This is a genomic window from Pedobacter sp. KLB.chiD (assembly GCF_047040275.1).
Taxonomy (GTDB): Bacteria; Bacteroidota; Bacteroidia; order Sphingobacteriales; family Sphingobacteriaceae; genus Pedobacter.
Window position 1 is genome coordinate 649,119 of sequence record NZ_CP178207.1, and the last position, 19,175, is coordinate 668,293.

16 protein-coding genes are annotated in these 19,175 nt (G+C 39.6%); 4 read left to right on the plus strand and 12 right to left on the minus strand.

Features of this window, described 5'->3' with window-relative positions; genetic code table 11:
• Positions 1–171 precede the first annotated feature (171 nt).
• Positions 172–570, plus strand: coding sequence for an RNA-binding S4 domain-containing protein (locus ACK1I8_RS02760; protein WP_412467822.1), 399 nt, complete (start codon positions 172–174; stop codon positions 568–570).
• Here ACK1I8_RS02760 and ACK1I8_RS02765 read toward each other — a convergent pair.
• The 3 genes from ACK1I8_RS02765 to ACK1I8_RS02775 all read right to left on the minus strand — a co-directional run bounded on the left by ACK1I8_RS02765 (position 567) and on the right by ACK1I8_RS02775 (position 2,743).
• Positions 567–1,340: an EcsC family protein gene (locus ACK1I8_RS02765; RefSeq protein WP_412467823.1), complete on the minus strand. Its 774-nt coding sequence runs from the start codon at positions 1,338–1,340 to the stop codon at positions 567–569. The genes ACK1I8_RS02760 and ACK1I8_RS02765 overlap by 4 nt on opposite strands.
• Positions 1,341–1,562: 222 nt before the next feature.
• Complete coding sequence (locus ACK1I8_RS02770; RefSeq protein WP_412467824.1) at positions 1,563–2,039, minus strand: nucleoside deaminase; 477 nt, start codon at positions 2,037–2,039, stop codon at positions 1,563–1,565.
• Positions 2,040–2,143: 104 nt separating this feature from the next.
• Positions 2,144–2,743, minus strand: a complete 600-nt coding sequence (locus tag ACK1I8_RS02775; protein WP_412467825.1) for an OmpH family outer membrane protein — start codon at positions 2,741–2,743, stop codon at positions 2,144–2,146.
• A gap of 864 nt (positions 2,744–3,607) precedes the next feature.
• Between ACK1I8_RS02775 and gyrB the strand changes: the two genes are divergently transcribed.
• Positions 3,608–5,566 carry a DNA topoisomerase (ATP-hydrolyzing) subunit B gene (gene gyrB, locus ACK1I8_RS02780; protein WP_412467826.1) on the plus strand — a complete coding sequence of 653 codons (1,959 nt, stop codon included), beginning with the start codon at positions 3,608–3,610 and terminating at the stop codon, positions 5,564–5,566.
• Between the two features lie 357 nt (positions 5,567–5,923).
• Here the strand turns inward: gyrB and ACK1I8_RS02785 are convergent, their stop codons facing one another.
• The 9 genes from ACK1I8_RS02785 to mdh form a co-directional block, all read right to left on the minus strand.
• The gene (locus tag ACK1I8_RS02785; RefSeq protein WP_412467827.1) at positions 5,924–6,850 is read right to left on the minus strand and encodes a bestrophin family protein; all 927 of its coding nucleotides are present in this window, start codon (positions 6,848–6,850) and stop codon (positions 5,924–5,926) included.
• Between the two features lie 24 nt (positions 6,851–6,874).
• A complete protein-coding gene (locus ACK1I8_RS02790) occupies positions 6,875–7,372 on the minus strand; it encodes a hypothetical protein (RefSeq protein WP_412467828.1) in 498 nt (165 codons plus the stop codon).
• A 258-nt stretch (positions 7,373–7,630) separates the two neighbouring features.
• Positions 7,631–8,983 carry an ATP-binding protein gene (locus tag ACK1I8_RS02795; protein ID WP_412467829.1) on the minus strand — a complete coding sequence of 451 codons (1,353 nt, stop codon included), beginning with the start codon at positions 8,981–8,983 and terminating at the stop codon, positions 7,631–7,633.
• On the minus strand, positions 8,984–9,661 hold the full coding sequence (locus tag ACK1I8_RS02800) for a response regulator transcription factor (RefSeq protein WP_412467830.1): 678 nt from the start codon (positions 9,659–9,661) through the stop codon (positions 8,984–8,986).
• 621 nt (positions 9,662–10,282) lie between these two features.
• Positions 10,283–10,816 (minus strand): SRPBCC family protein, encoded by a 534-nt coding sequence (locus ACK1I8_RS02805; protein WP_412467831.1) that lies wholly within the window; start codon positions 10,814–10,816, stop codon positions 10,283–10,285.
• Positions 10,817–10,879: 63 nt separating this feature from the next.
• Complete coding sequence (locus ACK1I8_RS02810; protein ID WP_412467832.1) at positions 10,880–11,275, minus strand: group III truncated hemoglobin; 396 nt, start codon at positions 11,273–11,275, stop codon at positions 10,880–10,882.
• Positions 11,256–11,699 (minus strand): hypothetical protein, encoded by a 444-nt coding sequence (locus ACK1I8_RS02815; protein WP_412467833.1) that lies wholly within the window; start codon positions 11,697–11,699, stop codon positions 11,256–11,258. The genes ACK1I8_RS02810 and ACK1I8_RS02815 overlap by 20 nt, the downstream gene beginning before the upstream one ends.
• 64 nt (positions 11,700–11,763) lie before the next feature.
• Positions 11,764–12,189 (minus strand): aspartyl protease family protein, encoded by a 426-nt coding sequence (locus tag ACK1I8_RS02820; protein WP_412467834.1) that lies wholly within the window; start codon positions 12,187–12,189, stop codon positions 11,764–11,766.
• 404 nt (positions 12,190–12,593) lie between these two features.
• Positions 12,594–13,532 carry a malate dehydrogenase gene (gene mdh / locus ACK1I8_RS02825; protein WP_412467835.1) on the minus strand — a complete coding sequence of 313 codons (939 nt, stop codon included), beginning with the start codon at positions 13,530–13,532 and terminating at the stop codon, positions 12,594–12,596.
• A 145-nt stretch (positions 13,533–13,677) separates the two neighbouring features.
• On the opposite strand from mdh, the gene ACK1I8_RS02830 reads away from it, so the two are divergent.
• Both ACK1I8_RS02830 and dnaE read left to right on the plus strand, forming a co-directional pair.
• Positions 13,678–14,130: a lipocalin family protein gene (locus tag ACK1I8_RS02830; RefSeq protein ID WP_412467836.1), complete on the plus strand. Its 453-nt coding sequence runs from the start codon at positions 13,678–13,680 to the stop codon at positions 14,128–14,130.
• 580 nt (positions 14,131–14,710) lie between these two features.
• Positions 14,711–19,144: a DNA polymerase III subunit alpha gene (gene dnaE, locus ACK1I8_RS02835; protein ID WP_412467837.1), complete on the plus strand. Its 4,434-nt coding sequence runs from the start codon at positions 14,711–14,713 to the stop codon at positions 19,142–19,144.
• Positions 19,145–19,175: the final 31 nt, after the last annotated feature.

A 19,175-nucleotide genomic window follows, 5' to 3' on the forward strand; every position in this document is an offset into this window, starting at 1 on the left:
AATTTTTGCTTATTAAAGGGTTTATTGTATAAATTGTTTTTAGATGGTTAGTGTAAAAGATTGCTGAATTGTTCGATTGTTCAGATTGCGGGCCTAACGGGTTTAAATGATGAGAATGATTTAACAATAAAGCAATAAAACAATTTAACAATTCTTTACTTTTGAAACTTTATGACAGAGACAGAAAAACTTCGGATAGATAAATATTTATGGGCAATCAGGCTGTTTAAAACCAGGAGCCTGGCGACTGATGCATGTAAAGCGGGTAGGGTAAAGCTTAATGGCCAGAATATTAAACCTTCTGCTATTGTGAAAGTTGGCGATGTTTACCAGGTATCAAAAGGCATTGAGAAAAAAATTATCGAGGTAGTTGAACTTTCGTATAACAGAACAGATTCTCCAACGGCTTTAACCAAGTATAACGATTTAACTCCTGTTGAAGAAACACATGCTTTTAAATCGATGTTCCATGCGCCAGGTTTGAAGCGGGATAGGGGAACAGGGCGTCCAACGAAAAAAGACCGTCGCGAAACTGATGACTTGTTGGGTGGAATGTTTGAGGAAGATTAGTTGCCAGTTTTCAGTTTACGGTTTTCAGTTTCCTGTGAACTCGCAATTGCGTACTGCAAACTGAAATGCCTCATTCTATAACTCATCATGGCTGTTTTACCCAATTTCTCAATTAATTTGTAATTGGCAATGGCACCCACTGCTGCCCCCACAAATGGCAGCATCTGTGCAAGTTTTGCCAAATCAATGTAATCGCGATACTGCTGCTGGAAAGTGAGCCAGTCAAATTCGTCAATATTGGCCGGTAATTGATGGGCTTTGTTATCCCAGTTCTGCATTTTGAAAAATACATTCTGACTTTCTTCCTTGCTCGAAAAAGCCAGTTGAAAAATGTGTAAAATAAATAAGCGTTCGCGATAATCTTTAACGTCATATCCGTAAATGGCGGCGATATCAAAAAGCATTTTCATTTTTATGCCCAGTAGTAAGGGAAAATCAGCAAGACTCATTAAAAAACCACCTGCACCGGTAATTCCACCTTCGGCAGCTCCGGTTGTTTTGTAATTTTCAATTTTTTGCTTAATTAAGGCTTCCCGGTGCATCAAAGTTAAATCGGCAGTGGGTTTTGAAGTGGTAAAGGTAGAACCAAATAATACAGCCTTCACCATTTGTTTTATGGCTGAGGTTATGGCGTCATGGACTTTGTCAGGTATATAACTGTTTATTTTCTTTTGAACTTTATCCGTCACCTTATTTAAAAGAGAAGGCTTCTGTAAAGTTTTGAACTTCCAGAAATCCAGTTCGCTCCTTATTTTTTGTTCGTAGGTCATGCGGTTAATCCTGCAAAAATTATTCCTTAAAAATTAATTTAGCTATCTGATCAAAGATGGCCAAAATGCCAAGGCCTATACAGAGGAAGAAAAGTTAATTCAAGAGGGTAAAGACCACCGATTTATTGAAAGCTGATTTTAAAAGGCATCACACCGGTTTAAAGAAAGTGCTAACCGATTTTATTGCCAACAAGGTGCTGAGCTACCGGCACCTTTCTCCCTTTAATAATCTACCCGCATTGCCGAAGTTTCCCATAGCTTAAAAGCCGCCAGCGCTTCATCCCGCATCAATTGAATCACCGGAAGGCTTCTTTTCTCCATAGGTTTATCCAATTCTTCATAAATAAACTTATCACTAAAACCAATATACTCGGCATCAACTTTGGTATTGGCATAATAAATGGTATCAATTTTTGCCCAGTAAATGGCACCTAAACACATAGGGCATGGTTCGCAGCTGGTATAAATCACACAACCACTTAAATCAAAAGTATTTAATTCGGTACAAGCCAGTCTGATGGCCGAAACCTCGGCGTGTGCCGTCGGATCGTTTGTTAAAGTAACTTTATTAGCCGATTTGGCAATCAGTTTACCGTTTTTTACTACTACCGCGCCAAATGGTCCGCCAATGCACTCGCTTACATTTTTTACTGATAGGTCGATGGCCATTTGCATATATTCCTGATGTTGTTTTTCCATGTTTGCTGTGTTTAGTTTAATGGCTTGCCTGCCTTGATTTAAAAGCTTAGTACAAAAAAAATGCCCCGATTTTTTCGGGGCATCAACATTACAACATCTTTAATTTATTTCTTGCTGTATTCAGCGTTTAAGCCTTTAATTACTTCTGAAGTTACATCCAAACTTTCATCGGCAAATAAAATGGCACTGTTACCTTTTGAGTAAGTTAAAACCATTTTATAACCTTTTTCTTTTGCATAACCTTTCAGGTAATCAGCTACTTTATCATAAAGTTTTTCATTTTCAGCAGCTTGCTCATTCTGTAAAGCACCACCAGCATTTTGCTGATAAGTTTGTAACTCTTGTTGTTTACGTGCTAAACGCTCTTCAGTACTTTTACGTTGATCGGCCGATAAAGTTTGTGCCGATTGCTGGTACTGTGCTACCTCTCTTTGAAAAGCCTGACCTTTAGCCTGAATATCAGCCTGTGCATTTTTGGTTTTGCCTTCAAATTTCACTTTAAGATCTTTGAAGTATTCATATTTTGTAAGTAACGAGTCGGAGTTTACATACACAATTTTCTCTGTTGGAGAAACCGGTGCAGTAGTACCCTCTGTTTTTTTAGTTTCAGTAGTTTTAGTGTCTTTGTTCTGACATGCAGAGAAAGCAGTGATCAAAGTTGCTGTTGCAAGTAAACCAAAGGTTTTAAAGGTTCTTCTTTCCATTCTTGTTTAATAAATTTTAGCAAACTTATATAAATTAGTTTTGATATGCAATTTAAAGAAAAGCCTATTGTGATAGAAGGATGATTTCGCGTTTGGCGAATTGCGTAATGCGTTTCATTTACCCTTAACTTAGCGCTAACGGCTCAATCTGATAGTGGAGATTTGAAAAGCAATGCCTCTATTCCAAACGGTTGGTCGCCCTGCTGTCCGCTTTATTACATGCCCGCTTCCATCAGGTTTAGATGGCGAGGAATATGCTACTATTTGGAGTTGCATGGCGCCGGGGCCAAATTTATTATACCAAACGTTCCTACGGAACGAAAACGCAATTTAATAATTGGCTACCACCTATAAACCGTCCCTACCGGGACCGCAGGCAGGTATTGTTTTTAAAGTCATTGGCGCAGGTAACATCATTTTTAACAACATGTAAAAAGGATTCATGCAGATAAAAAATCTGTGCTTATCCGTGATTAAAAACCGTTATTATAATGACTAGCCTCAAGGAGGCGAGAGGTAATTTTTGCTATTCTGGAAAAAAACTCCCGTAGCGACGCATGCCATTAGCGAAAAATGGGATGTTTTTTCGTTCCTAGGGGACGTTTCGTGGATAATCCATTAAAATGCACTACCAATTTGCCCTCTAAACCCGATTGAAATGGAAAGCTCCCGCTTCTTCAGCGGGACTTATAATGGAAAGCGGGAGGAGACATGGATTGGAATGCAGGTTTTGCTTTTCAAACCCCTTTTTATTCCATGGAAGAGGCTTTTGCGTCAATCTGTTAAAGGCTCAAAAATTATCCACATATTAGTTTAACTGGCAAAATTTGCGTATTTTTGATACTTATTGTTTTTAATTAAAATATGAGCGAAGAACAGGATTTAAAGTCAAATTATTCGGCAGATAATATACAGGTTTTAGAAGGTTTGGAAGCGGTGCGTAAGCGCCCTTCGATGTATATAGGTGATACTGGTGTAAAAGGTTTGCACCATTTGGTGTATGAGGTTGTGGATAACTCTATTGATGAGGCCTTAGCCGGTCATGCAGATACCATTGATGTTCGCATTTTAGAAGGCAACTCCATCAGGGTTGAAGATAATGGTCGTGGTATTCCGACCGGGATTAACAAAAAAGAAAATAAATCGGCGCTTGAAATCGTAATGACGGTTTTACACGCAGGTGGTAAATTTGATAAAGATACCTATAAAGTATCAGGCGGTTTGCATGGTGTGGGGGTAAGTTGTGTTAACGCGTTATCTACACATTTAAAAGCTGAGGTTCACCGTGAAGGTAAAATCTGGATGCAGGAATATAACATCGGTAAACCTTTATATGACGTTAAGGAAGTAGGTGATACCGAGAAACGTGGTACCATTGTAACTTTTAGTCCCGATCCTACCATTTTTACGCAAACTACCGAGTATAAATATGATACCCTTGCCGGCCGTTTGCGCGAGCTGGCTTTCTTAAATAAAGGGATTAGATTAACGCTGACTGATGAGCGTGAAAAACTGGAAGATGGCACTTTCTTTTCAGAAACATTCCATTCAGAAGGCGGGCTAAAGGAATTTGTTGCCTTTTTGGACGACACCCGTACTTCCATTTTGGCCGAGCCGATTTATATCGAGGGGATCAAGAACGGTATTCCGGTTGAGCTGGCTTTCCAATATAATGACAGTTATGCAGAAAATGTTCACTCTTACGTGAATAACATCAATACCCACGAGGGGGGTACACATATTGCCGGTTTCCGCAGGGGATTAACCCGTACTTTAAAAAACTATGCTGATAAGGAAGGTTTATTGAAGAACGTAAAAATGGAAATCACCGGTGATGATTTTAGGGAAGGTTTAACTGCCGTTGTTTCGGTAAAAGTACAGGAGCCACAATTTGAAGGACAGACCAAAACCAAACTCGGAAACAGTGAGGTAATGGGATCGGTAGATGTTGCGGTAGGAGAGGCTTTGGGTAATTATCTGGAAGAAAATCCTAAGGAAGCCAAAATGATTATCAATAAGGTAATCTTAGCGGCCACTGCACGTGCTGCAGCCCGTAAAGCACGCGAAATGGTGCAACGCAAAAGTGTAATGGGTGGTTCAGGTTTACCTGGTAAATTAGCCGATTGCTCGGATAGTGATCCGGAGAGATGTGAGATTTTCCTGGTTGAGGGGGATTCTGCGGGGGGTACCGCCAAACAAGGCCGTGACCGTAACATTCAGGCAATTTTACCCTTAAAAGGTAAAATTTTGAATGTGGAGAAAGCAATGGAGCATAAGATCTATGAAAATGACGAGATCAAAAATATGTTTACTGCTATTGGGGTAAGTATTGGTACACCGGAAGATAATAAGGCTTTAAATTTAACCAAACTCCGTTACCACAAAATTGTAATCATGACGGATGCCGATATCGACGGCTCGCACATTACCACCTTGATTTTAACATTCTTCTACCGTTATATGCGTGCCTTAATCGAGGCAGGATATGTTTACATTGCGTCCCCACCACTTTATCAGGTTAAAAAAGGTAAGGAATTTGAATACTGCTGGAATGATGCACAACGCGATGCTGCTGTTCAACGTTTAAAAGGTGCAGGTAAAGAAGATAGTGTACACATCCAACGTTACAAAGGTTTGGGAGAGATGAATGCAGAGCAACTCTGGGATACCACGTTAAATCCTGCTACACGTACCTTAATGCAGGCTACCATAGAAAGTGCAGCTGAATGTGATCATACCTTCTCCATGTTAATGGGCGATGAGGTTGCACCACGCAGAGATTTCATTGAGCGTAATGCAAAATATGCAAAAATTGATGCTTAATCCCTTAAATTTCTTTCGGGAACTTTGATATACAAACCCTCTTCAATTATTTAACTTGAAGAGGGTTTTTGTTCTTTAGCGGGTGTCAGTTATTATCGGTGGCGTCATTTATTCCCAACTGACGCTGAAGGCATCATAGTGTAAGATAATATCTGCTTAAACTTCAGCAATTTTTCTTATCAATTAATGGTGTGTCAGGTAATACCTAAATCCACAATAAAAACAAAGCCATTCAAAAAATGAATGGCTTTTGTAATTATACAACTATTGCAATGGTTGCTCTTTATCCAAAGAAGAATCATTGCGCTTAACTAACCATCTCTTAATGAGATTAATTTTTTGGCCATGAAGGACGCATTACAAAATGTAATAGGATCCCACTTGGGCCAATTCGGTTTGAGGTTTATCCTCATAAATTTTATTATCATCTAACATCTGGCAAAGATCTCGTTCAATGGTTCTGCAGATGGTTGTGGTTGGGGTATCTGTAGGCTTATTTTCAAAAGGATCCTGAAGATGAACAGCCATTTTTTCTACCAATAAAAAGAATGCTGCAATAGCCACCACTAACGGAACTTCCATGTAACCAAAGTATTCGAGCAATCCGAAAGGCAACAATACAATGAATAAATGGATAGACATGTTGATATACTTGCTATAGGTTACCGGAAAAACGGTGTTTTTAATCCTTTCCGACCCGCCCATATGGTTACATAAACCGGTTATGGTTTTATCTATTTCTATCTGTTGATATTTATTGATCCAACCTTCCAGCAGGGCCTTTTTTAAATCCATGGCGTGCAACTCTAAAATGGTAGCCGTTACATTCTTACGTTTCTTGATGAAATCGAATTCCTCGGCTGAAAGATATTCTTCTAAGCCTTTTCTGGGATTAAAACCCCGCAGCGCTTGACTTAGGGCATAACACCATGCAATCTGCCGTTTAATAAATCGGGCCTTAAATTCCTCAATTTCATCTAATCCATAAGGATTTTCAACAAACGATAAGATCTGTCGCGACAAGGTTCTTGAATCGTTAACAATGGCGCCCCATAGAATTCTTGCTTCCCACCATCTGTCGTAAGCCTGATTAGAGCGAAATGCCAATAAAAGCGAAATGATTGTTCCTAATAAAGCGGGTACTGCAACGGGAATGGAAATGCGGGTAACGTGAAGGTTCTCGTACAGTATCACAATACCTATAGAGTAACCGATAACAAACAGAAGCTCATTTTTGATCTTTCCGAATATATAAGTGAGCGGAATATTATTTCGTAATAGCATAATATAAAGTTTAGTGGTTGGTAATTAAGAATTTGCTTCGTGCAGCTGCGTTTCGGGTATTTTGGTATCGATCAGATTTTCATTGGCATGAACGGTCAAAGCGTTTAATAGAACTACCTCACAGCCTGCACGGGCTGTCAATATTTTAGGGTCAATACTATATTTGTTGATTGGCGTAAAGTTATATCCCTCTAAATAGGCGATGCATGTTACATCAAACGCTTCAATAAAATTTTTAAAAGCCGCTACGGTACTTCCATAAAAATATTCAATCCCGATGGTATTAATCCGGGTAGGATACTTTGCCTTGATCAGATCTAATTGCTGATAAAATTCATCGCTCACATTTTCGTAATCGCGGCTGCGGCGACTCAACATTAACATATCAGTTATGGAATCGGATAATTTAAAGGCGTGTACAAAAATGATATTCAATATTCCATTTTTTTGATGTTGTACCAGCGCATCAATAATTTTAATACTTTCTAATTTAAAGTCGGTTGGAACTAATACTGTTTTCATCGCGATATCTTGTTTAAATGAATGGAAATATTATTTATACAAGTTTAGCCCGATGTTATTATAGCGAAATAAGAGTGAGATTAGAATGAGATTAGAATATACTTCTTTTTAGAATAGTTGAGCAGTTCATTAGGCATTGGTTCATCTTTACCGAAGCCAAAGGTATGATTTAAACTGCTTGATCATTTGTTATATTGTTGAGAATTATTCTGTTGTTAAGACTAATTTAAAGTTAGCCAGTTTAAACGATTTAAACAATTAACCAGATAGCGGTAACAAAACTTTAATTTCTGTTCCAACCCCTTCCTGCGATTTAATGGCAATGCTTCCCCTGTGCAAACGGATAATATTTAAAGAGAGTGGTAAACCAACGCCATAACCTTTAAAATCATTGGTGTTTGATGCCCTGTAGAAAGGCTCGAATATATGCTGGATATCGGTTTGCGGGATACCGATGCCCCGATCGGTTACCGAAATAGAAAGTACATTGGTATTACTTTCGATACTAATGCTTACCAAATTTTCATTGGAATATTTGCAGGCATTGTTTACAATGTTGCTAATGGCCAGTTTTATCAGATTTTTGTTTACCCGCAATGAAAGCAGTTCATCATCATCGGGAAGTTTACTGAAATCGATCTCTATTTTACTGTTGGGATGAACCTGGTTTACAGATTCTTTAATTTCCCATAACAGTTCGTCCATTCGCACTTCCTCCCAGGGCTGGTTTTTTCCATTGAAACCCGATTGTGCCAAACCCAATAAACTGGTTAAAATATGTTCTAACCTTTCTGCTTCATTTTTTATTTTTGATAATGCCTTTTCCTGTTTGGCCGTATCCGCTATGTTTTTCATCGCCAGTTCAACCTCTCCGCTAATGATGGTCAAAGGTGTTCTCAGCTCATGTGAAGCATTGCTGATAAAGTTATTCTGTGTTTCGAAAGCCGTTTCCAAACGGTTGAGCATGTTATTAAAGGTTTGGGCCAATTGCGACATTTCATCATTTCCTTTTTTGACATCCAGCCTCAAATGTAAATTTTCGGCCTTTATTCTTTTTACGCTTTTAATGATGTTTCGAAGGGGCATTAACATATAATTGGAAAATTTCCAACCCACCACAAATGACAATATAACAGAAAGAAAAAAACCAATAATCAAAATTCTTTGCAGGTCTTTTAATTCCCGGAAGCCAACAGGATCATTTGCGGAAACGATAACAATGTATCCTCCATTCGAATTTTTAAAGAATTTACCGGCATAAAAGTGATTCTCTGTTCGGTAGCGGGCTACATAACCCGCGTGGATCCGATTATAAAAACTTGCGGGCAATTCACGGTCTAGTTTATTGGTTGGTTTCCCCGCTTGCATGATATATTCTTTTTCAGAAGGGAGGCGCTCCAGGTATCTGTTGCGCATTTTTGCATAAACCTTATTGTTGTCGTCTTCATAAAGTTTAATCTGGGCAGCAATATTAACCCTGGCTTCTAAACGTTTATAAAAATCTTCAAAGGCAAATTCGTTCGAGAAATACCAAACAAAACCACTTAACAAGGAAATAATAATTGCCGATAAAATGGCAAAGAGTAAAGTGATTTTCTTGGCGATCTCCATTTATTTTTCCTTTAAAATATAACCTAAACCTACCGCTGTATGGATAAGCTTCTGATCGGCATTTTTATCTATTTTTTTACGCAGATAATTAACATAAACATCAACTACATTGGTGCCTAGGTTAAAATCGATATCCCAAACGTTTTCTAAAATATCTATCCGGGATAAAATTTTGGATTTGTTTTTGGCCATGTACTCCAATAGCCGGTATTCTGTTGCGGTGAGTACGATTTCCTGTTGATTTCGTTTAACCGTTTTCGCACTCAAATTTAGCTGCAGATCACCTACAGCAATAATCTGATCTTGCGAAACTGCGCCATGATATCGCCTCAGCAGCATTCTGATCCTCGCAAAAAGTTCAGCAAATTTGAATGGTTTGATTAAATAATCATCTGCACCATTATCCAGTCCGTTTACCACATTTTCAGTAGTACCCAATGCGGTAAGCATAATAATAGGCGTGTTGGGTTTCTGTTCTTTAATGATTTTGCAGAGTTCCAATCCATTTATTCCAGGTAGCATAATATCAAGGATAATCAGATCGAACTGATTTTCTAAAGCCATCTGTTTCCCGATCAAGCCATCAGGGGATATACTTACGGTAAATCCTTCGTCTGTTAAACCTCTCGAAATTACAGATACAACGCTTGGTTCATCTTCTACAAGTAATAAATTCATTTGCCGGCAAGTAATCTAAAAAGTAGGAAATTACAAAATATTAATTGATGGTTAGAAGACTTTTAATACTTTTTTAACCCAAAGCTGAGATAATTGTTTGATTGGGTTCTTTTAAAGAATAGAACGAACTCTTGGCAGAATACATTGCGAGGAGGCTTTTTCAGCCGACGAAGCAATCTTTCAAGTTGGTAATTTTTCCTGTTAACCTGAGATCGATTATTCGCTAAATGTACACAGCTAATTTTTAGATAATTATAATAATGAGATCGTCATGCTGAATTTATTTTAGAAGCAGATATGATGTTTTCAATTGCCTTATAGCTACTTCGTGGTCAGATCTTTCCTGTTAAACCTCCTTGCTATAAGACCCTGAAACACCCTTCCGACCTGGCCGGGCGGAAGTTCAGGGTGACGACCGTTCATGCAAGGTGCAAAATAGCCCAAATTAAAGCACATTATTAATCGAATTCAGGTAATTAAGATTGCTTCCCCGAAAAGTCGGGACTGGCTATCGGCTTAAAAAGTCTTTTCGCAATGAAGATACCACGGTGAGGTGGATAATGTTGAATTTACTTTACTAATATTCCTTCAAAAGTATAGCGTGCTTCCGTGGCAAAATTTTTAATTCCCGTTCTCTGATTTCTCTTTCAGTGATTTCAATCCACCTTCAAAATCTTTGCCGATCATTTTATCCATAAATAAGCAAAACCATTTATTGATGATGCCTTTGCTTTCTCCACTCATGGTCCAGGTTACTTTATTCCCGTTCCCGGCTTTTTCAATGTCAAAACGGGTATTTGCCACACTTTCCATGGGCTTGATGAACTTCAGTTCCATATCAACCATTTTATTTGCTTCTACTTTGTTGATCAACATTTGTCCGGTGCCACTTTTTTCGCCATTCCATTGGTACAAGTGACCAGGCTGAGCAACAGCACCGGTAATGGTGATTTTGGCTTTTGGATCCATCTTAGACCAGGCATTCCACTTGTAGAACTCATGATAATCGGCGATGTTGTTATAAATGATACTGTCGGGTGCAAGAATGGTGATACTCCGATTAACCGAATAGCTTTTTGGAAGAAAAAAACTACCGCCAATGATGATTACTGCCAATACAGCAATAATGCTTAAAAAGATTTTAAGGAATTTCATAACATAATTCAGTTTGGTTAACTAAATTTATAAAGAAAACGATTGAATTCAAAGCAGATTAAGCTAAACAATTTTGGTCTTCGATAAGGGAAAATTGATTTTAAAGTGCATTAAATCTGCAATAGATTGGGCTTTTTGTTTAATCAGTTCTGCATTAGGGCCTGTAAACAAATTGTCTACGTTTTGGAGAAACAGATTTTTCCATATTTCAAACTGTTCCTGCTGCAACGGTATTTGTTTATGAAGTTCGAAATGGGTTAGCATTGGATTTCCTTTATAAATCGCTTTACCGAAAAGGATGCTTTCCCAAAAATCGTACATTTTTGGTAAGTGGTGGGGCCAATCTACTTTGGCAACATCGGTAAATATAGGGCCGATCGCTGTGTTAAGTACAATATTTTTATAAAACATATCTACCAAAACAACAATATCTGCTCGATTATGAATATCTTTTTTCATGGCCCAATGATTTTAAATTTAAAAAACCTAATGCAATCAATATCAGAAATTTAAAGGTGTCGATAATGATATACAGGATATGGTGATAACTTTTTGCCGGGGCATGGCCAGCCAAAACCAGTTTTGCCCTTTCATCAAGTAGTGGCAACAGCCAAAAAGTATCGATCATCACCAGAATGGTAACCGAAAACAGTAATATACTGCGGATGTTTTTTAACGCTGCCGGTAAGGAACAGGCTAAAATAACAACAAGCAATACAATCTCTATTTTATTAAGTGCCTGAAAAACCAATTGCCCGATACCTAAACCAAGTGGTATGGTTATTCCTAGTGCCTGGAATTTCAATGGAGCTTCCAAAAAACTAATTCCGGCCATCAATCCCGCCCAAAAAATAACGCAAAAGATTGCGATTAACTTTTTCATCAAGATCAAATATCAGTTAAAATGGCTTAGTAAAAATGATTGGTATCATAAAGGGAAGTTATATCTATTTATAAAGCCTAAGGGTCATTTTCTGGTAATTAATAACCGCCTTATACTGCATCAAAATATCTCCTCCAATAATACCCATAATGGGCGGGTGGCCAAACTGTTGGTAAGTTTCACTCACCGATTGCAGATCAAACGCCACGGTTTCATAATTGTTGATCTTTAAAGTGCCGATTTTTAGTTGAGGAAGGGTGGCCTGAATGGTAGTCGTGGTGGTAAAAAGAGTAGCTGCATTAATCTCATCCGATACCTGAAGCGTTTCTGACAAATGTTTTTCGATCAATGACTTGTCGAAAACACTCCGCGACGCCCCGGTGTCTAAAACGGCGAGATGTTTTTCCTTAAAAACAATAACTTCCACTAAAAGGTGGAAACCATCGTCTTGTAAGTTTATTAATTTTAAAGGAACGGAAATGGCTTTCATAACAAATATTTGGGAGCCTAAATTAGGCTAATTAGCCGAAAACCATGTCAGGAGTTGGTTATTTGTTTTTGATCTGGTTTTTTACAAATTCCATTTCTGCATCGTAGCCCTTAAATATTCTTCAATATCGGGTTGTATTTCGTTATCAGGCATTACACCGCGACCAAAAGGAATACCATTTTGTTTTTCTTCAATAACAAATTTAACGAGCGGATGCGCCCGGTTAACTGAGAATTTGGCAGGGTATAATTGATAAAAAAGCCGCTCGTATTGCCATAATATCCACCACCTGTTTCTTCACCTAAGCAATGCTGAATTCCTGCCCGTACAGACGGGGAGCGATCTATCTTGACTAGAGAACCCTGAAACAAATTCAGGGTGACGGTATCATTAAATATAGATGGTTAAACCAGTTTCATTTCTGCCAGTACACTGTTCATATTTCTTACCGCATCCGCGCTTTTATTAAATGCCGCCTGTTCATCTTCGGTTAATTTAAAATCTACGATTTTTTCCCAACCATTGCGGCCGATAATTACCGGTACACCTAAACAGATATCTTGCTGTCCGTATTCTCCTTCAAGCGAAACGCAGCAGGTGAACAGTTTTTTCTCATCGCGCAAAATGGCTTCAACCAATGCCGCGCCTGCCGCACCTGGTGCATACCATGCCGAAGTTCCGATTAAACCGGTTAAAGTAGCACCTCCAACCATAGTATCTGCCGCCACCTGATCGAGCGTAACTTTATCCAATAAATGGCTTACGGGTAAACTTTGGTAAGTAGCTAAACGGGTGAGTGGAATCATGGTGGTATCGCCATGGCCGCCAATTACAAATCCCTGTAAATCATTTGGGCTGCAATTTAGCGCTTGCGATAAATAGAATTTGAAGCGTGAGCTGTCTAAAGTTCCGCCCATACCGATGATGCGGTTTTTTGGCAGACCTAAAGATTTCAAGGCCAGATAGGTCATGGTGTCCATCGGATTACTGATCACGATGAAGATAGCTTCCGGAGAGAATTTTAAAATATTTTCGGCAACGTTTTTAACAATGCCTGCATTAATGCCGATTAGCTCTTCCCGGGTCATCCCTGGTTTACGTGGCAGCCCCGAAGTAATCACCACTACATCAGAACCAGCTGTTTTACTATAATCATTCGTTATCCCGGTAATTTTGGTGTCGAAGCCCACAAGGGTTGCCGTTTGCATCATGTCGATTGCCTTACCTTCGGCAAAACCTTCTTTAATATCCAATAATACAAGTTCGTTCGCCAATTCTTTGCGGGCAATATGATCTGCACAAGTGGCACCAACTGCGCCTGCGCCAACAACCGTTACTTTCATATCTTTATATTTTTAGTGGTTCGCTTTCCTTAATATGTACCGAAGGTAGAAATAAATATAAGGTTTAAAAATGCATTTTAAAACTTTATAATTTAATCGGGGTTTACTTAGTAAGTACTAATAGCGATTTTTGTTCTCACAAATTATGGAAAATAAACCCATTTCTAATATCGATTACAAAGCCTTTGAGGGTAAATGGTATTCTTTATATTCTATCCCGACTTTATTGGATAAACATTGGAAACAGACTACTGAAACTTATACTTTGGCTGACGATGATCATTTTGAGGTATACACCACCTATCATAAGGATGGAAAACCTGAAGAAAAATCGATTACCTCAAAACTCTTTTTCGATAAGGAAAAAGCGGATGGAGATATGAAAGCCCAGTTTTTATGGCCTTTTAAGATCGGTTATTGGATTATAGAGCTTGCTGATGATTATAGTTATGTAGTGGTAGGGCATCCGGATGAAAAATACCTCTTTATTATGGCCCGCGAACCAAAGATGGAGGCAGATTTATTGGTGCACATTATTGAAAGATGCAGGCAGAAGGGATATGAAGTAAGTGAGTTGGTAAGCCAGGAGCATTTTTGATAAGTTCGCAATTGGCGGTTTTCAGTTTACGGTTGCATACCGATAAAGTGTTTTTCATTCTGAGCGCAGCGAAGAATCCTATCATTGTTCTAAATGCTAAAGATTTATTAAGGTATTATGGAAAGCAAGTGCAGAAGCGTTTGGGTTTATGCAGTCCCGCCATTCGCTATAGGCCCGATGAAGAATCGGGCGCTGCCACTGCTGTCGGGTTTAGGTGGCGCCGATCGTGTTACTATCTTCGGTAATTAAACCCGATTGCAGCGAACATTCCGATCCTTCATCGGAATAAAACGGAAAGGGAGGATGAAATCCTCTATGAAACACCGAACCCTATATTTTTAAAAAAATAAATATTTCATTGAATAATTTGCCCTTAAAAACGATAGCATCGCTTGAATATGGATGTGCTCGCTAGGAAACGATGATAATCATCTTTCTATTTTAAACCTTACAGGTTTTCAAAAATTTTAAGGTTTGCCGAACGATTTTGTTGATAAAATCCTGACAACTTCGCCCATCAAATTCCTTATTTTTGAAAAACCGTTATTATTCTACAACGGTTAATTCTTTGCCGCACAATATGTACTTAATTTTTGATACTGAAACCACCGGTTTGCCCCGCAATTACAATGCCCCCATTACCGATACGGATAACTGGCCGCGCTGTGTACAGATTGCCTGGCAGCTACATGATGAGATGGGGAGATTGGTTGAACATCAGGATTATCTGGTCAGACCGGAAGGGTTTAATATCCCCTATGATGCAGAGCGGATTCACGGGATCTCTACCGAACTTGCGATGGAGCAGGGGATTGGTTTCGATGAAATGCTGGCCAGGTTTAATGAAGTTTTAAACAAAGCTAAATTTATTGTAGGACAAAATGTTGGTTTCGATGTGAATATTATGGGCTGCGAGTTTCACCGTTTTGGTGTAGCTAACCGCCTGGCAGAAATGCCTGTTTTAGATACCTGTACCGAAGTTACCGCACAACTTTTGCAATTGCCCGGAGGTAGGGGCGGTAAATTTAAATTGCCAACCTTAACCGAATTACATTCGTATTTATTTGGTGAACCCTTTAATGAGGCCCATAATGCTACTGCCGACGTTGAGGCAACTACGCGTTGTTTCCTGGAACTGGTAAAAAGAGAGGTATTCAAAAAAGAAGAGCTGCTTGTTGATGTAGAATATTTTCCTCGTTTCAGAGAAATAAACCCTGGCTTAGTTCAGGGGGTAGGATTAAAACACATCAATTTAAAGGCTGCATCTGATGAAATCCGTAAACGCCAGCAAAAAACCGAAGGCAGCGGAATTTCTAAACAAACATTAGCCGGTAACAAACAGGAGCTTGCCGCCGCAACCTTTGTGCATTTACATAACCATACGCAGTTTTCGGTATTACAGAGTACCATCAGCATTCCTGATCTGGTAAAAGCTGCAGCTGCACAAAAAATGCCTGCGGTAGCCATGACCGATCATGCGAACATGATGGGGGCTTTCCATTTCGTAAACAACGTACTTAATCATAATAAAGCTGCCGAAGCTAAAAATGCTGCCGCAATTGAAGCTGGTGAACGCCCTACCGAGGTAATCATGACGCCCATCGTTGGGGTGGAGTTTTTTGTATGCGCAAACCATTTAGACCGCACCGCTAAAGATAATGGCTACCAGATGGTATTGCTGGCAAAAAATAAAAATGGTTATCATAACCTCGCCAAAATGTCGTCGATAGCTTATACCAAAGGCTTCTATTACGTACCGCGTATTGATAGGGAGGTTATAGCACAATACAAGGAAGATATCATTGTTTTATCAGGCAACCTGGGTGGTGAGATTTCCAGTAAGATCCTCAACATGGGCGAAAGCCAGGCAGAAGAAGCATTGATCTGGTGGAAGGAAATGTTCGGCGACGATTTCTATCTGGAGGTGATGCGCCACAACCAGGAAGATGAAGACCGTGTAAACGAAACTTTGATTGCTTTTGCCCGTAAACATTCAGTTAAACTGGTGGCAACCAACAATACTTATTATGTAAGTAAGAAGGATGCCAATGCACACGATATTTTACTCTGCGTAAAAGACGGTGAAAAGCAGGCCACACCAATAGGCCGCGGCCGGGGTTATCGTTATGGTTTGCCTAACCAGGAGTATTATTTCAAATCGGCTGATGAAATGAAGGCGCTTTTCGCCGACCTGCCCGAAGCCATTTTAAATATTCAGGATATTCTGAATAAAGTCGAAACCTATAAACTGGCCCGTGAGGTACTCTTGCCTAAATTTGATATTCCGGAAGAATTTTTGGTGGCGGAAGATGAAATTGATGGCGGTAAGCGTGGTGAGAACAAATTTTTAAGACATTTAACTTACGAAGGCGCAAAACGTCGCTATGGAACGTTAACCGATGATGTAATTGAACGTCTGGATTTTGAGTTGGCCACCATCGAAAAAACCGGTTATCCGGGTTATTTTTTGATTGTACAGGATTTTATTGCTGAAGCGCGTAACCTCGATGTATCGGTTGGCCCCGGCCGGGGATCTGCTGCGGGTTCGGCGGTAGCTTATTGTCTGGGGATTACCAATATCGACCCGATTAAATACGATCTCCTTTTTGAGCGTTTCTTAAATCCCGACCGCGTATCCATGCCCGATATCGATATCGACTTTGATGATGAGGGCCGTGGCCGTGTAATGGATTATGTAATTAATAAGTATGGCGCTAACCAGGTAGCACAGATCATTACTTATGGTACCATGGCCGCTAAGTCTTCTATCCGCGATACAGCACGTGTATTAGATTTGCCCCTGTTTGAGGCCGATAAAATTGCCAAGCTGATTCCGAATATGAAGCTGGCCAAAATTTTCAATCTCGACGAGAAAAGTTTAAAAGATGCTTTACGGCCCGATGAATATGAGAAGGTTGTAGAATTGAAAAACCTGGGCAGTCAGAAAGATTTAAGTGCAGAAACCATTCAGCAGGCACAGGTATTAGAAGGATCTTTGCGGAATACGGGGATCCATGCCTGTGGTGTGATTATTACCCCTAGCGATATTACCAATTTCGTTCCCGTATCGGTAGCCAAAGATTCTGATTTATATGTTACCCAGTTTGATAACTCAGTTGTAGAAAGTGCCGGTTTATTAAAAATGGACTTTCTGGGGTTAAAAACCTTAACCCTGATTAAAGATACCGTGAAACTGGTTAAGAAAAGACATGGCATCGACCTTAATCCAGATAATTTCCCGATTGATGATGTGATGACCTATGAACTTTTCCAACGTGGTGAAACCATTGGTATTTTCCAGTACGAGAGTCCGGGTATGCAGAAATACATGAAAGAGCTTAAACCAACGGTTTTTGACGATCTAATCGCCATGAACGCGCTGTATCGCCCCGGACCAATGGAGTATATTCCGAGTTTCGTTCGCCGTAAAAATGGTGAGGAAGAAATTAAGTACGATCTGGATGCCTGCGAAGAATATTTAAAGGAAACTTATGGAATTACGGTTTACCAGGAGCAGGTAATGCTTTTATCTCAAAAACTGGCTGGCTTTACCAAAGGTGAGGCCGACGTTTTAAGGAAGGCCATGGGTAAGAAACAGAAAGATGTTTTGGATAAGATGAAACCTAAGTTTGTGAAACAAGCTTCTGAAAAAGGTCACGATGCTACCGTTTTAGAGAAAATCTGGAAGGATTGGGAAGCATTTGCATCTTACGCTTTCAACAAATCACACTCCACCTGTTATGCATGGATCGCTTACCAAACGGCTTATTTAAAGGCACACTATCCGGCAGAGTATATGGCTGCAGTACTGTCCAATAACATGAGCGATATCAAGCAGGTGGCTTTCTTTATGGAAGAGTGTCGCCAGATGAGTGTTACCGTTTTAGGCCCGGATGTAAACGAATCTGACCTTAAATTCTCTGTTAATGCCAAAGGCGAAGTCCGTTTTGGAATGTCGGCAGTAAAAGGAGTAGGTGAGAAGGCGGTAGAGAGTATCATCGAAGAGCGCACGGCCAATGGTCCTTATGCCAGCGTGTACGATTTTGCCAAGCGTTCTAATACACGTATTGTAAATAAAAAAGCTTACGAGAGTTTTGTATATAGCGGTGCTTTTGATGCATTTGGCGGACACAGGGCGCAGTACTTTTATATTGGCCCTAATGATAAGATGAACGGCATTGAAAAGATTATTAAATATGCCAATGATTTTCAAAACAATGAAAGTACGTCGCAGGCTTCGCTTTTTGGTGGATCAAAGGCCGATCTGATTTTAGAGCCAAGTTTACCTGTTTCGCCTGAATGGGCTTTGATGGACCGCTTGAAATATGAAAAAGATGCGATCGGGATTTTCCTTTCCGGCCACCCCTTGGATAACTATAAACTCGAACTCGATAAATTCTGTACCAACAGTGTCCGGCAGCTCAGTATCATCAATAAAGTACGTATGGGTGATAGCAACGAAGAGGTTTTGGCCGAATTCGAAAAACTGAAAAACCGCGAACTTTGTGTAGGTGGCCTGGTGGTAACGGCATCACAACGGATTACCAAAACTGGTAAACCTTTCGGGACTTTTGTTTTTGAGGATTATGATGATGCCTGCGAGATGGCCTTGTTTGGTGAAGATTTTTTAAAGTTTAAGTCCTTTTTAACCGAAGGATATTTCTTGCAGATCAGAGGAAGGGTAGGCGAACGTTTCGGGAAAGCAGGCGATTGGGAATTTAAAATCACAGCCATTAACCTGATGTCTGAGCTGCGTGATAAATTAGCAAAAAGTTTAACTATCCAGGTGCCTATTGAGCGGGTTAACGATCAGTTAATGAAAGAAATTGAGGCTATATTAGCAGATAATAAGGCAAACTCTGAGCAGCAAAACTGCCAGCTTAACTTTGCTGTTTTTGATACTGAAAAACAGATTATGTTGGATCTGCCTTCTAAAAATTTAAAAATAAACCCTAACAACAAGTTCATAGAACAATTGATGGGAATGAATGTTGTTAATTACAAGCTGAATTAAGGTGGAAGGCGAAGGTTTAAAGGTTGAAGCG